Annotated in this window: 13 protein-coding genes; 7 read left to right on the top strand and 6 right to left on the bottom strand. The window is 42.4% G+C overall.

Annotated features, from left to right (window positions below; all coding sequences use genetic code 11):
* Window positions 1-73: 73 nt before the first annotated feature.
* The 6 genes from ACVA53_RS24270 to ACVA53_RS24245 all read right to left on the bottom strand — a co-directional run bounded on the left by ACVA53_RS24270 (window position 74) and on the right by ACVA53_RS24245 (window position 5,087).
* Window positions 74-589, bottom strand: a complete 516-nt coding sequence (locus ACVA53_RS24270) for a hypothetical protein (RefSeq protein ID WP_446506552.1) — start codon at window positions 587-589, stop codon at window positions 74-76.
* A 142-nt stretch (window positions 590-731) separates the two neighbouring features.
* A complete protein-coding gene (locus ACVA53_RS24265) occupies window positions 732-1,094 on the bottom strand; it encodes a hypothetical protein (RefSeq protein ID WP_446506551.1) in 363 nt (120 codons plus the stop codon).
* 442 nt (window positions 1,095-1,536) lie between these two features.
* On the bottom strand, window positions 1,537-1,827 hold the full coding sequence (locus ACVA53_RS24260; RefSeq protein ID WP_255042925.1) for a hypothetical protein: 291 nt from the start codon (window positions 1,825-1,827) through the stop codon (window positions 1,537-1,539).
* A gap of 4 nt (window positions 1,828-1,831) precedes the next feature.
* Window positions 1,832-2,854: an integrase domain-containing protein gene (locus ACVA53_RS24255; RefSeq protein WP_255042924.1), complete on the bottom strand. Its 1,023-nt coding sequence runs from the start codon at window positions 2,852-2,854 to the stop codon at window positions 1,832-1,834.
* A gap of 598 nt (window positions 2,855-3,452) precedes the next feature.
* Entirely contained in the window at window positions 3,453-3,842 is a 390-nt protein-coding gene (locus ACVA53_RS24250; RefSeq protein ID WP_255042923.1) for a RidA family protein, read from the bottom strand.
* An 18-nt stretch (window positions 3,843-3,860) separates the two neighbouring features.
* Window positions 3,861-5,087, bottom strand: a complete 1,227-nt coding sequence (locus ACVA53_RS24245) for a pyridoxal phosphate-dependent aminotransferase (protein WP_446506550.1) — start codon at window positions 5,085-5,087, stop codon at window positions 3,861-3,863.
* 378 nt (window positions 5,088-5,465) lie between these two features.
* Here ACVA53_RS24245 and dctP point away from each other — a divergent pair, with 378 nt between their 5' ends.
* From dctP to ACVA53_RS24210, 7 genes are all read left to right on the top strand, one after another.
* On the top strand, window positions 5,466-6,533 hold the full coding sequence (dctP, locus tag ACVA53_RS24240; protein WP_446506549.1) for a TRAP transporter substrate-binding protein DctP: 1,068 nt from the start codon (window positions 5,466-5,468) through the stop codon (window positions 6,531-6,533).
* Between the two features lie 162 nt (window positions 6,534-6,695).
* On the top strand, window positions 6,696-7,217 hold the full coding sequence (locus tag ACVA53_RS24235; protein ID WP_255042920.1) for a TRAP transporter small permease subunit: 522 nt from the start codon (window positions 6,696-6,698) through the stop codon (window positions 7,215-7,217).
* 45 nt (window positions 7,218-7,262) lie between these two features.
* Window positions 7,263-8,597 carry a TRAP transporter large permease gene (locus tag ACVA53_RS24230; RefSeq protein WP_255042919.1) on the top strand — a complete coding sequence of 445 codons (1,335 nt, stop codon included), beginning with the start codon at window positions 7,263-7,265 and terminating at the stop codon, window positions 8,595-8,597.
* Window positions 8,598-8,621: 24 nt separating this feature from the next.
* Window positions 8,622-9,986, top strand: a complete 1,365-nt coding sequence (locus ACVA53_RS24225; RefSeq protein ID WP_255042918.1) for a dihydroorotase — start codon at window positions 8,622-8,624, stop codon at window positions 9,984-9,986.
* 71 nt (window positions 9,987-10,057) lie between these two features.
* The gene (locus ACVA53_RS24220) at window positions 10,058-11,290 is read left to right on the top strand and encodes a M20 family metallo-hydrolase (RefSeq protein WP_446506548.1); all 1,233 of its coding nucleotides are present in this window, start codon (window positions 10,058-10,060) and stop codon (window positions 11,288-11,290) included.
* Window positions 11,291-11,323: 33 nt separating this feature from the next.
* Window positions 11,324-12,208, top strand: coding sequence for a MurR/RpiR family transcriptional regulator (locus tag ACVA53_RS24215; protein WP_255042916.1), 885 nt, complete (start codon window positions 11,324-11,326; stop codon window positions 12,206-12,208).
* 43 nt (window positions 12,209-12,251) lie between these two features.
* Complete coding sequence (locus ACVA53_RS24210; RefSeq protein WP_255042915.1) at window positions 12,252-12,923, top strand: AroM family protein; 672 nt, start codon at window positions 12,252-12,254, stop codon at window positions 12,921-12,923.
* Window positions 12,924-13,166 lie beyond the last annotated feature (243 nt).

Here is a 13,166-nt window from a genome sequence, read left to right as displayed (position 1 = left end):
TGAGCCGGATATCGACTCGCTGCTTCCTTGGAACTTCGATTATTAAAGCGCGCCACGTGGGATCGTGGGGCGCTTACTCAATTTCATATTCAGGTATTTGAATATCTTCAATCTGCTCTTTTGTTCTTTCATAAATACGACGTACTGAATCTTCTGACTTTTCATGGATTCGTCCAACAAAAGCATATGACTCATCTAAAGGTATTCCACCTAAATTTAGAGCTTTAACTATACGACTTAAGAATATATTAATTAATGCATTGTTTCCTTTTCGCTCACCTCGTTTGCGAGTGTAGTAAAACCCTTCCGGAGCTCTCCCATTAAGCATTGTATATTCAATGAAATAACTAACCAAACCGAACTGTCTTGCAGTTATATCCTTCCCTGATTCTATATTCTCAAGAAATTTGCATAGCTCTAGATAGACTTCATCAAAATCTTTAGCCAACAAACCTTTTGAAGCCAATCCATGTAAAGATGAGGACAATACTGACTTAAGAACCTCATCCGATAAATAACCATCACATTGCTTCATTTCTAACTTTTCATTTTCGGCAAGTGAAATTTTCAAACCAAACTTATTATTCATTCTCTGACACCTCTTAAAATGACCTTAAGTAGCTGATAATTGAATCAACTACGAACAAGAATGATCTTGTAACGTCCAGTTAGACGAAAAGGCCGCTATTGGAGATCCTCTAGTGATTCTTACTTCAGATGTTGTATCTGAACTATTTTTTATCATAAGGTACTTGCGGCAATAACATTGGTACCGAAAATTGAATTCTCGATGCAGATGTATTCGCTTGGTTTTCTTTTCCATTTACGCCGATTGAAAGCCCACCTACAGACACACCTAGCTTCCCTCCCGATTCAGAGCCTTCAACAACTGTTACAGCAATATCAAACTGGATGTTATGCACCTTTAACCACGTATTTTCGACGTTGATACTCCCATAGGCACTATCCTTAGTGACATCAATTACCCCTTCAGGACTTACAAGCGCTTGAGAATCTTCCAAAGTCTCATTCGCTTTCTCGATACCTCTCGCGATTTGAGATAATGACTGTGCGATAAACTCTTCTAAATTCATGTTTCTTCTCCAAAAATAACACTTTATTCAACGTTCTCAGATCGTAGTTCTTATTTCCAGAGAAATCAGAGAGATGTGTCACTTTGATCTAACATCGGTGCGCTAGGTGCCCGTCAAGGTAAATGGGTCAGAACGGGCTCATTTTGCACTTTTAGCCGCTCAGAAGCCCATAGCGACGATTTCAGACACCAGATCAAGACATTATGCTTCCTATCGCAATTGAAATTGAAATTGAAAGTGTTGTGGAAAGATGACTTTGGTCAGAAAACTAGAAGATTGTGATACTTGAACTAATCCATGCATTGCTAATTTAGCAAAATCACTGACACACTTTTGTCCAAATATGAGTTTGAAAATGATCAAGATTAATGTGATCAAGATTTATGTCGGAAAGCATTCTAGAGTTAGTTCATGCTAGGGTTAGCTTATGTGATTAAATTGATTATGCTCTGTGGTTTGGGGGAGCTGAAGAACGCCTCAATAACACTTGCCATACCTTTTCGATCGCGTAGTAATGATCACGTAAGGTCGCTGGGCTGAGGTGAGAGTTCCGGTTCCAGTAACGGTGTACGTGCGCTCGTCCAAGCTGTCGAATATCTGTAATGTTCTCATGCTGCGTAATATCAAGCATGATGGCTATCATCCTGCTTCTGACCCGTTTGCGGGCAGGGTGATTGCCGGTTTTCATTATCCCGCCGCTGAGTTGGCGGATTTGATACTCAACACGATGCAAAGGTTCACCCTATATACGAGTTGGTAATGGAAATTCGTTTGTGGCCCAGCTCCTTACTAACAACTTTCCTCGCTTTTTTATCTATTGATTTGGCCTCTTTTAAAGATACGTTTAACTTTTCTGCCAAGTATTTGTGATGGGCTTGACCATGTGGAGTCTGAGCTACAACAGGGCAATGGACTTCAGGAATACCTGTTAGGTTCTGAATTGTTTCCGAGTACAGCGTCTGGGCAAAGAACCTTCTTTCGCTGTGAGCTAGATACCCGTCGATTTTTGTAAATTGTTGGTAGCAATGCCCAGAGTACTCAGCGTAAGTTTTATTGGGTGGGATTAGGGAATGATGGGAACCTTGGAAGGGCAAAGCTTCTTCAAGCGCACTGATTTGCTCTGGGTGACGGATGGTGACTGTTCGCGGTGTTTGATTTTTTTCGCAATCTATCCGGATATAGCCATTTTTTAATGCTGATGACAGGGCCTCTTTGACGTTAAGCTTACAACTTCCTTCGAACCTAGCTCCAAAATGCCGCATTAACCCCATCTGAGCTGCAAGTATTGGTTCGACCATAGAACGTGCATTCTCATGATGCTTATCAGTGATTGTCTTGTTCTCCCTTAGAATATCATCCCTTTCCGGGTAGCCTGCTTGGCTTGCTGTAAATCGTACATTTTGATCTCCACGAGCTTGAGCCAACACTGTGTTTACTGCAGATAGGTAGTTAGCTGCTGATGTATATGATTTGAGCCTGTCAGAAGGATCTTCAACTCGGTGACGCAAGTGATCTGCATACTCCATGAGATGAGACTGAGTTATTTTTCGCAGATCACCGATACCATGCTTAGCCTTTATCCAATGAGCAAATTGTTTAAAGCGTGATATTTGATTGTGGGTAGTTGATATGCCAGTAACCTTATTTCCTTGCTTCTCTTGTAAGGCCTTTTGAGCTGCAGAGACTATATCTCTACTGCCTAAACCAAAGTTACGGGCATTGGGATGCTGGCGCTCCCAGCGGCATCTTGTGAACTTCATGCGTACCTCTATCATTTAGCAATTTTTGACGTTATGTTTGAAAGCAATGCTTACAGGATGCTGTTATTTGCCGTGGGGTCACATACTTGATGGCGGGGAAAATTGCTGTTGGTTATATATTAAGGAATCTAGGCGTTATAAATTATCGTTAACAAAATTCCGTTTAATATCAGATTTCATCGGTGATAATTCGCAGGTGTCACTTTGTGTTTCCTTTGAACTGTATACACTAGTTGCATATAGGGGGGGGGAGACTGTGGACGTTGACAAAGTGAATCAGTTGTTAAACCTGATTAAAGATCTGTGCCAAATTGGATAAGCATAAGGAAGAGAATAACAATGACAACGTTGATTATACTGGGCAAGCTCTAATGAGGTGGCCAATTATTATTGACCACTACACCTAGGCAATACGTTGAAATGTCAAAGCATTCCGCGAGAAGGTTTATCCATTTGTTGACAAACACTCGAAGCCAAATCAGCCAAGGACGGTAAGAACACTGAAACTAGGTATCCTGTTATTCAGTCTGTAATTCCTCTTAAGTGACTACTTTGCGTTTAGGGAACAGTTTTGACTTTTTTCCTCGCAGCATAGCAATTAGGTTTCATCGGCAGGGCGGTATAAAATAGCATCCACCTCAATGTCAAAGCCGACGAGGTTGGATTGAGTCAGTATTCTAGCCGGAGGTGGGGTGCCAACATATTGTGCATATAGACTATCGAACTCTTTGGCGTCAGAAACATTTCGCAAAAACACACTCACCTTTACAGCGTTTTTTAGCGAGAGGCCGGCTGCATTAGCTGCTGCCTCTAAGTTGTCTAATGTCAAACGTGCTTGGTATGCAAATGGCTTATCTCCATGACGAATATTATCCCTGTCTCGGGGAGTTTGGCCCGCCAAAAAGACAAAGTTCCCCGCCTCCAAAGCCATACTGTACGTACCTGCAGGCGATGGAGCTATATCACTGCTAAACGATTTGATGCTCATTAAATGAATTCCTTGTTGTTAAGCACGGTAACGATCAACCAAACCGGCTATCCGTTCCACGGCGTGAACCGCAGCACTGTGGTTCTGAGAAAAATTAAGGCGAATACTGTCCGTGTGATTGGGACTAAATTCTGTACCAGGGGTGACTGTTACAGCTGCTTGTGAGCGTAAAAAGGCCAAAAAATCATACAGTGGTACAGATAGCTTGGGTAATTGTGGGAAGAGATAGCTCCCCGCCTCAGGGGGTCTGACATTTATGCCGGGTACGGCAAGGAAAATACCCAAAAGGTCATCTCGAATAGACTGATGTTGACGAATGCGCTCCTCAATCCACCCATCAGGTTCAGCAAACCAGGTGTTAAATACCGCCTGGCAGTAACCCGGAGCACGTAAAGAAACGATAGCCTGTAACTTCTCCATTCTTGCAATCAGGTGTTTAGCACCAAAAGCGACCCCTAAACGATAGCCTGAAAGTGACTCAGTTTTTGAGGGCCCCATGATGGTAACCACATTGTTGGTATCAATGTCGGTTGCTCGAAGGTGTGTATAATTTACGCCTGAGTACAATAAGCGAGAATAAAGCTGATCAACGATCACAGTGCTTCCATAACGGTTTGCTAATGAGGCTATCTGAGTAATTTCTGCCGCAGAATAGACGACACCTGTCGGATTGTTTGGATTGGAGAATAAAAATGTCTTTGCACCCGCCTTAAAGGCCGCCTCAAGCTGATCAAGACAAATCCCTGAGCCTTCTTTTGTGTTGAGATAATCCATCTCCACGGGCACTATTTCCGCCCCTAGAAACTCAACCAATTTACGGTTGGCAAAGTAATCAGGTCGCATGATAGCCACCTTGTCACCGGCGACTACGCAAGAAGCAATAGCAAGAAAGAGAGCGCCTTGCGTACCTGGAGTTAAAATCAGCTCATTTTCACCATCAAGTTCTTTGCCCGTAAAGAGACTTAAGCGTTCTGATAATATGCCGCGTAATGTCCTATCACCTCGGTATTCTGTGTATGCTTGACTACCGCCACGCGCTTCGCCAGCAATAAAAGCTTCCAGAGCAGTCGGAGGTGGTGCAAAGGCTGCTGGATTGACATCGCCATGTGAGAAATCCACAGGCGTGCCTCCGAGTGTGTCACCAATACCCACTGCCATACCGCTGACTAATCGCCCTTCCTGTCCTGGCGCATGTTCGGTATCAAGTTTTGCAAATTTATCTTCAATCAAGCTCATTTTTCGCATTCCTTTTCTATGTGATATCGCTTCCTGTAACGCTTCTGTTTGTATGAATACTCAAACTTAATCTGGATCGTCAAAGCACTGTACGTAAAAGAGAGGGGTGTTAAGCGACGGTGGTCTAAATCTCAATAAGAATATTCAGGCCCAACTCAGCCTTATGTAAGTATCAATGACATATTCACCGTTAATGGCGCATATCTTGCTTTAGTTATGGAGTCGTCATTCTCACATCACACCCTGTTTATTTTTTAATCAGTCTGACTTTGTGCATTTTTTTTTGCAAGAATTATTTTTCTGAATTTTTTATTGCACGAGGTGCATATTAGGGGTATGTTCATTCCATGAGCAAAATTTAACCACACGTTTTAAAGGGGCTTTTTGATGAGTACAAGCAAAGGATTGCGTAAACTACGCTCAACACGAACACTTCTATTATCATCAATCCTAATCGCAGCATCGGGATTAACCTCTGCGGCGGAAATTAAATTAAAGTATTCCGATCATGATCCAAATAATGGCATGCGCACTAACTTTGTGCAGAATGTCTGGTTGAAAGAGATCAACAACCAGTTAGGAGATAGAGTTAGTATTCAAGAGTTCTGGGGAGGTTCGTTATTTGGCTCGAAAGAAATCCTGAAAGGTATTGGTGATAACATCACTCAGATTGGTTTCATGTATCCTGGCCACTATCCGGGTCAATTACCGGCTCATACTATCTTTAAATTACTGCCGAAAGGTCCCAAAAAATTCTCTAATATGGTTTGGTTTTATCGAACTATCTATGAAGAGGTTCCCGCTTTTGAAGCAGAGCTGAAGAAGGCAAACGTGAAACCCTTATTACTTACTGCAGGTTTGCCAGCTGCTTTTGTAGGAACCACATCATTAGAGAGTATTGATGATATTACTGGACGAAAATGGCGTGCAGGAGACAAATGGAGTCTTCGGTTCTTGGGGAATGTAGGGGCCCATCCAGTATCCATCCCTTGGAGTGATACCTATATGGCTCTGCAAACGGGCGCGATTAATGGCTGTTACACGAACCTTGATGGTGCGCATATGATGAAATTCGACGAAACGGCACCAAATGTGCTTGTGTCAAAGTCGCTATGGAATGGTATTCCTTTCATGCATATGGTTAACCGTAGAACGTTTGAGAATATGCCTGAGGATGTTCAAGACGCATTGCTTAAAGCCTCTAAAATTGCTGAAGAAAAATACTCGAAAGTATATGAGGATACCTTTGAGCAGATTATCCAAACGCAAAAGGACTCTGGAGTCAAAGTCACTTTCATGTCTGATGAAGATATCGATAAATGGGAAAATTCACCAAAATTAATAGATCTTCAAAGCCAATGGGTTAACGAAGCAAAGAAAGCCGGACTAGACAATGCTGAAGAGATATTGACTCAGGTTAAAGCGATTTATGAAAGGGCAATGGCTCGCAGTTAACATTTTATCGCTGATCATTATTTTATAAATATAATTAGTAAGCTCGTATCCGAGGATATAATTATCCTCGGAGTGAAAGATAAATAGATTTTAAATAGAGTGTTTAATGTAATTAGCCTTATCCTTCCTTACTATATTATATGATGTCAAGTAGGAATATATATGATGAAAATATCGTCTAAGTTCAATCAGATTTTATCTGAGCTATCAGGATGGCTAATGATTGTCATGATGCTATTATTAGTGTCTGACCTATTAACTCGGGCAATAGGTTTTTCTATCAACGGTTTATCTGAATTAACTGTGTTTGTCATGATTATCGTTGTTTATTTTGGGTTAGCTAGGTGCGAACAATACAATGAGCATGTGAAGCTGGAGTTGATTACTAACCGGTTACCAGCGAAGGCAAAGATTGTAATATATTACTTTTCACAAATATTATCTGTTATTACTATCTCTTTAATATTCTACGCAGTACTTCAAAACGTATTAGACTCTTACCAAAGGAATGAATCTCTGGAAGGGACCTTAAACCTACCAATATGGCCAGTTAAGGCAATGATGGTGATTGGTCTTGTGTTCTTTTTATTTCAGTCAGTCTCTAATATGTTGAGTTCAATTAATGTTGATAAAAAAGACAAACTTAAGGAAATGCCAGTAAAAAATCAAGAACTTTCGAATTAACGAGTTCTCATACATGCACATAAAATATTCAGGGATGAGTTTATTATGGACTTTTTAACCGCCGGTGTTCTCTGCATCGCGCTCTTACTTGCTTTAATGGCTGTGGGGTTACAAATTGGTTTATCATTCATATTGAGTGGGTTCATTATCTGTTCACTTTTGTTAGACTTTGACAGCTCAATATCTTTACTTGGGCAGGCCTCTTATTTTTCAATCGCAACGCCAACCTGGGCCTCTATTCCGCTCTTTATCTTAATGGGGTCATTTGCAGCATCGAGTGGGTTGGCCCAACGCGCCTATACCGCCATCTATGCAATGAGCACAGGCATTCGTGGCTCTCTTGGTATTGCAACGTGTTTTAGCTGTGCTGCTTTTGGTGCTGTTTCTGGCTCATCTCTTGCGACAACCGCGATTTTTGGAAAGATGGCGCTGCCTGAAATGAACCGCCTGAGTTACAACAAAGCTTTTTCTGCAGGCTGTATTGCATCAGCCGGGACATTTGCGTCAATGATCCCCCCCAGCATGATGATGATTGTTTATGCCCTGTTTACTCAACAGTCGGTTGCTAAATTATTTGCTGCCGGAGTCGTTCCAGGGATCCTTACTGCTGTGGGTTACGTGGTGATTATTCAGATCGTACTGAAGCGCCACCCGGACTGGGCACCAATGCCGGATACGATTAAACAGCATAAGGCCGAATTGCGTACCAAGCGTTTTAAAGAGGCAACACAGATATGGCCTGTCATTATCATCGCAACGGTTGTGCTCGGTGGCATTTACTCGGGTTGGTTTACTCCAACAGAGGCAGCGGCAGCAGGGGCTTTAATTACGCTTATTTTAGGGTGGTCCCTAGGCTCATTTCGAAATGTCAGTAATGTCATTGATGCAATGAAGGAGTCAGCTAACACTACTGCGATGCTATTTCTCATTAATATTGGCGCATTGTTCTTCAGCCGAACCTTGGCGATTACACGTCTGCCGGTTGAAATAACAATGATGTTAAATGAATTAAGCATGCCTCCTATTGTCATTTTGCTTGGAATTATGGCGATTATGTTGCTGCTAGGCATGATTATGGTTCCTGTCGGCATATATGCGCTACTTCTGCCAATTGTGTTCCCATTAATTACATCTTTGGGTTATGACCCCATATGGTTTGGCGTCATTGCACTGAAAATAACTGAAATTGGCTCCATTACACCACCAGTTGGCTTGAACGTTTTTGCAATGAAAGGGGTAATACCGAAAGAAATGAATATCTCGCTTGAAGATATCTTTAAAGGTGTATGGCCGTTCTTAATCTGCGAACTGATTGTGCTGACACTTTTGGTTGTTTTCCCTCAGCTTTCACTTTGGTTACCTAATTTACTACTAGGGTAGCCTGATATAAAAAAGGAGTTTTATATGCCGTCCTCTTCAAAAGTAGATTTACTGATTAAAGGTGATTTAGTTTTATCTGACCGCGTTGCCGCAAACACATATGTCGGTGTATGCTCGGGTTCAATTGTTGGGATCTATACAGAAGAATCATTACCAGAAGCGAAAGAGTTCATTGATGCAACAGGCAAAATAGTTTTTCCTGGCGTCGTAGATGCACACGTACATTCATACAGTAACTTGCAAGAACGCTTTGAACATTCAACTGCAGCCGCAGCTGCTGGTGGCGTTACGACTATAATCGAAATGCCTTATGATTCTTGCGGTCCAGTATTTGATACAAATGCATATACCGAAAAACAAAAATGGATCGCGGATGAAGCCAAAGTAGACGTCGCACTCTTATCAACGATTAAGAAACAAGGTGATTTGGAAAGCGTTGACGCATTGGTTGAACTTGGTACTTGTGGTTTTAAACTGAGTGCTTTCGAAACATGCCCTGAGCGATTTCCCCGCATAGACGACAACGTTCTTTGGGACATACTGCCTACTTTGGCTAAAACGGATCTTCCCGTCGGCTTCCATGCAGAGAATGACATTATCATCGAGGCATTAATAGCCCGATATAAAGCGGAAGGCATGACCTACCCAAAAGCGCATTGTGAAACCCGCCCACCAATTTCAGAAACACTGGCGGTAAGTAAACTTCTAGAGTTTGCTTATTGGACCAAGTTTTCACTGCACATTTATCATAGTTCTCACCCTCGATGCTTGGACATGATTGATTGGTATCGTGACCAAGGTGTCGATGTTTCCGTTGAGACCTGCCCGCATTATTTGCTGCTCTCTGAGGACGATATGCCAGAGAAAAAGGCGTTTGCCAAAATTAATCCGCCGATGCGAAGTCAAGAAGCGGTGTCAGGTTTATGGCAGGGACTATTTGATGGGCGTATTGATTGGATAGCTTCAGACCATGCCCCTTGGCCTCTAGAGCGAAAGAGCAATGAAGCGATCTTTAACAATGGTTCTGGTGCTCCTGGCGTTGAGTCAATGCTTCCACTCATGTTTAGCGAAGCGGTGGTCAAGCGTGATATGGATATCGTCAAATTGGGCCAGTTGCTTGCTCTCAAGCCAGCAACACGCTTTAAGTTATCTCATCGTAAAGGGTCAATTGCTGTCGGCAAAGATGCTGATTTTGCCATCATCGATCCTAACCATGAATGGTACTTTGACGCTTCAGTTACTCAATCCTCAGCAAAATGGTCGCCTTATGAGGGAAAAAAAGTGACAGGCAAAGTGACCCAAACGATACTGCGCGGCAAAACTATCTACGCAGACGATGTTGTCTTAGCCAAGGCTGGGGATGGTCAGTATGTAGCTGCCCAGAAGTAGGTTTTGTCATGTCAATGCGGAGGTAGATATTGCTACCTCCTAATAATCCCATCAGAATGAGCGAGATAGTAATGCAACAGATTAAAGTTTGTGATGATCGTTTGTGGAATGACTTAATGACGCTTGGCAATATTGGCGCAAATGAAAAAGGAGGAGTGACACGGACTGCATTGTCGGATGATGACCAAAAAGCACGTTTGTGGCTAATTAAACAAATGACCATGCTAGATATGGACGTCAACGTTGATGGTGCAATGAATGTAATTGGCCGATTTAAAGCTCAAAGCCCAACAACTGACAAAGTCCTAGCTATAGGCTCACATATTGATACTGTCCCCAATGGTGGGAAATTCGATGGAGCATATGGTGTTCTTGCCGGATTAGAATGTATCAGAACACTGAAACAGCAGCATGTTTCACTTCCTTTCGATATTGAAGTAATCAGTTTTTGTGATGAGGAGGCTGCACACAATGCAGGCACCGTCGGCAGTCGCGCGATGATGGGAAAACTGCAACCTGAAGAATTAGAAAAAGCAAAAACAGCCGGAGCCAGGCCATTTTTAGATCACTTGAAGGCCCTCGGAAAATCATTGGAGGACGTGGAGTTATCGGTACGTAATCCTGATGAATTTATTTGTTTTATGGAAGCCCACATTGAGCAAGGAAAAATATTAGAAAGTGAAATGCTTCCCATTGGTGTTGTCACTGCTATCGTTGGCGTGTATCGCTATATCGTAACCGTCAGAGGTGAAGCTGCTCATGCTGGAACCACGCCTATGAATATGAGAAGAGACGCTCTCGTAGAGGCGGCTCCAATATTCACTTTGTTACCAGAGTGGACCAATGAGCAAAACCCCGAAATGGTCGGTACAATTGGTCAGGTCACTTTACTTCCGGGGGCTAGTAATGTGGTACCTAAGGAATGCCGCTTCTTTGTTGAGCTGCGCTCTCAGCATCCCAAAGACATGAAGGCTGTTCGAGAACGTTTGATAGAGTATGCTGGTCAACGCAAAGATTGGTGTGTTGAAACGATTTATGAAAAAGATAGTGTCTTGTTGGATGATTCGATGATTGCGTTATTCAGGAAAGCAACTGAGAAAGCAAACCTGCCCTATATGTTGATGCCCAGCGGTGCAGGACATGATGCACAATCTTTCGCACCATCGATTCCAACAGGCATGATATTTATTCCATGTGAGCAGGGGATCAGCCATAACCCTAAAGAATCAATTTCTAAAGAATCTGCTGGTCAGGGCTGCCAAGTTTTACTAAATAATATTCTTCTTCTTGCCGAATCTCGATAAACTACATCTATGAACACGATTGAGTCCTATCTAATGAAAGAACACCCTAAAAATCGCTTTGTAGGAAAAATAAGTCGGGGCTTTGACTCTTTTACTCCCAGTGATAGAAAGATTGCCGATTATCTGCTAAGCGTTTACCCACTTGGCCTCTTACAAAATGCAGCGGAGATCGCTGAAGAATTGGAACTTACAGCATCCACTGTGGTTCGTTTCTTTCCAAAAATTGGCTACGACAATATCAAAGAAGCTCGAGCTGATTTCAGTGAAGACATTAGATTTTTAATTAATTCTCCTGCGGATCGAGTTCGCTCTGAAAATGGACGTTTGGATAGCAACGATACTTTTGGTTTAACCATGGAGCAAGATATTGCCAATATAAGGGAGACTATCAGCTCTATCGACATAGATGTAGTCAACCGTTTTGTCGATTTAATGAGTGAATCGAGCCGAGATGTATATATTCTAGGAACGCGAAAAGAAGCTTCTGTGTCTCGTTACTTCTCTTATCAGTTATCGAGTTTTCATAAATCAGTTAAATTGTTGGATCCTAGCAATATGGTGGATCAACTCGCTGAGTTCACACCGAATGATATTTTAGTAGTATTTGACTTTCGAAGATACTCCAGTTATCACATGAAAGCTTGTGAATATGTAACTAAACACAAGGGGAATATCGTGGTGTTTGCAGATTCACCAATCTCACCGTCTGCGCAATATACTGATTGCCTCTTTTTGATAAAAACGACGGGCTTATCAGCGTTCGATTCTTACACTCCCGCGTTCACCATCATCAATGCGCTGGGGTCAATTCTAGTCGAGAAGAATGCGGATCTGGTGGGACAAAAATACGAGACTCTTGAATCACTCTACGAACATTTTGATATATTTACCTATCAAAATCACAAAACGAGTAACTAGCCCCTCAAATAACGATCCAAGTCAAACAAGGATAGAAAGAATAATGGCCAGAGTAGGTTTTTTGATCTTAGGACAGACTCCTCGTACTGATATTGAGAAAACTTATCGACAATATCTACCAAATATTGAGTTTCATTTCGGTGGAGCCCTTGATGGCTTAACTGATGAAGAAATTACCACCTTGGTCGCAGCCCCCAAAACCTACCCACTGTTTGCAGTACTTAATGATCGAAGTAGCAGGGAGATCGATTTATACGCGCTACTGCCACTATTGGAGCTACAGTCTGAAAGACTTAAAGATGTTGGTGTTGACGTCATAGTGCTAATGTGTGCTGGTCAGTTTCCAAACCTTAACATTGACCTTCCGGTTATTTACCCGCAAAAGGTAGTTCAGGCGATAGCCTCAAGTATATCCATGACTAAAAGTGTGAGAATTATTAGCCCAAATGAAGGGCAACTTCCTGTGGCAATACAAAATTGGCAGACTGCTGGCTTTGCGGTCACAGGTATGAGTGCTTCCCCTTTGAACTCAGAAGCACTGGTCCATGCCGTGACTCAAATGGAGAATCAATCTGTCCCGGCTGATTGCCTGATACTGGATTGTATGGGGTTTACACCTGACTCTGTTGATCTTGTCAGACAATCAACGGCCTTACCAGTGCTTTGTCCTCAACGACTAGTAGCTAAGATTGTTGCTGAACTATTGAATGCATAATTAGGATCGGTTGAGTCGGTGGCTGCCAGCAATCTTTGGAGTTGGCGCAGGAGAAAGGTCTTGTGTTCCGTCTCCATCGTCGACAATACCATCCCTATCATCTGTTCCATTCCCTGAGTCACTATTAGAGCTGTCACCAGAGCCTCAACCACAACCACTGATCAACTAATACCAAACTGGAAAATTAACTGGTCAGGTTGATCCACTCTCTTGAACACATTTTTGATACCCTTTGGGGACTCG

The organism is Photobacterium sp. DNB23_23_1, from assembly GCF_052873815.1.
The sequence above is the reverse complement of the archived record's forward strand: the minus strand, read 5'-3'. Positions and strand labels throughout refer to the sequence as shown.

Bases quoted from the DNA above. Each gene is read 5' to 3' on its own strand.
- ACVA53_RS24270 (WP_446506552.1), bottom strand. From the start codon at position 589: ATGAATAATAAGTTTGGTTTGAAAATTTCACTTGCCGAAAATGAAAAG.
- ACVA53_RS24265 (WP_446506551.1), bottom strand. From the start codon at position 1,094: ATGAATTTAGAAGAGTTTATCGCACAGTCATTATCTCAAATCGCGAGA.
- ACVA53_RS24255 (WP_255042924.1), bottom strand. From the start codon at position 2,854: ATGAAGTTCACAAGATGCCGCTGGGAGCGCCAGCATCCCAATGCCCGT.
- ACVA53_RS24250 (WP_255042923.1), bottom strand. From the start codon at position 3,842: ATGAGCATCAAATCGTTTAGCAGTGATATAGCTCCATCGCCTGCAGGT.
- ACVA53_RS24245 (WP_446506550.1), bottom strand. From the start codon at position 5,087: ATGCGAAAAATGAGCTTGATTGAAGATAAATTTGCAAAACTTGATACC.
- dctP (WP_446506549.1), top strand. From the start codon at position 5,466: ATGAGTACAAGCAAAGGATTGCGTAAACTACGCTCAACACGAACACTT.
- ACVA53_RS24235 (WP_255042920.1), top strand. From the start codon at position 6,696: ATGATGAAAATATCGTCTAAGTTCAATCAGATTTTATCTGAGCTATCA.
- ACVA53_RS24230 (WP_255042919.1), top strand. From the start codon at position 7,263: ATGGACTTTTTAACCGCCGGTGTTCTCTGCATCGCGCTCTTACTTGCT.
- ACVA53_RS24225 (WP_255042918.1), top strand. From the start codon at position 8,622: ATGCCGTCCTCTTCAAAAGTAGATTTACTGATTAAAGGTGATTTAGTT.
- ACVA53_RS24220 (WP_446506548.1), top strand. From the start codon at position 10,058: ATGCAACAGATTAAAGTTTGTGATGATCGTTTGTGGAATGACTTAATG.
- ACVA53_RS24215 (WP_255042916.1), top strand. From the start codon at position 11,324: ATGAAAGAACACCCTAAAAATCGCTTTGTAGGAAAAATAAGTCGGGGC.
- ACVA53_RS24210 (WP_255042915.1), top strand. From the start codon at position 12,252: ATGGCCAGAGTAGGTTTTTTGATCTTAGGACAGACTCCTCGTACTGAT.